The following is a 344-nucleotide window of genomic DNA, read 5'->3' on the forward strand; positions in this document are numbered from 1 at the left end:
AGCTAACTTGTACTAATTACCCGTGAGGCTTAACCATACAACGCCAAACGCGTTTTGTGACAGAAACAAGCGACAGAAGTTAATAGCTAGAGTAGATAGATACTTAGACTTAAAAAATATTATCAGAGTTTTCCAAATTTATGAGGTGACTCTTAGCGCGTAGCGTTAAAGTTGAGGCACCTTGCGCAAAGGAAAAAGAAGCACTACGTGCTTGTCATTAATCCTTTGCACCTAATTTGCTTGGTAACCATAGCGTTTTGGACCCACCTGACCCCATGCCGAACTCAGTAGTGAAACGAAACAGCGCCGATGATAGTGTAGCATTTGCTATGTGAAAGTAGGAC

Annotated in this window: 1 rRNA gene; it reads left to right on the forward strand. The window is 41.9% G+C overall.

Annotated elements, in window-relative coordinates:
* Positions 1 to 239: 239 nt before the first annotated feature.
* Positions 240 to 344, forward strand: a 5S ribosomal RNA gene (gene rrf / locus PSH41_RS20060); the annotation flags it as partial.

Source organism: Pseudoalteromonas sp. CST2, assembly GCF_028599385.1.
Classification (GTDB): domain Bacteria; phylum Pseudomonadota; class Gammaproteobacteria; order Enterobacterales; family Alteromonadaceae; genus Pseudoalteromonas; species Pseudoalteromonas atlantica.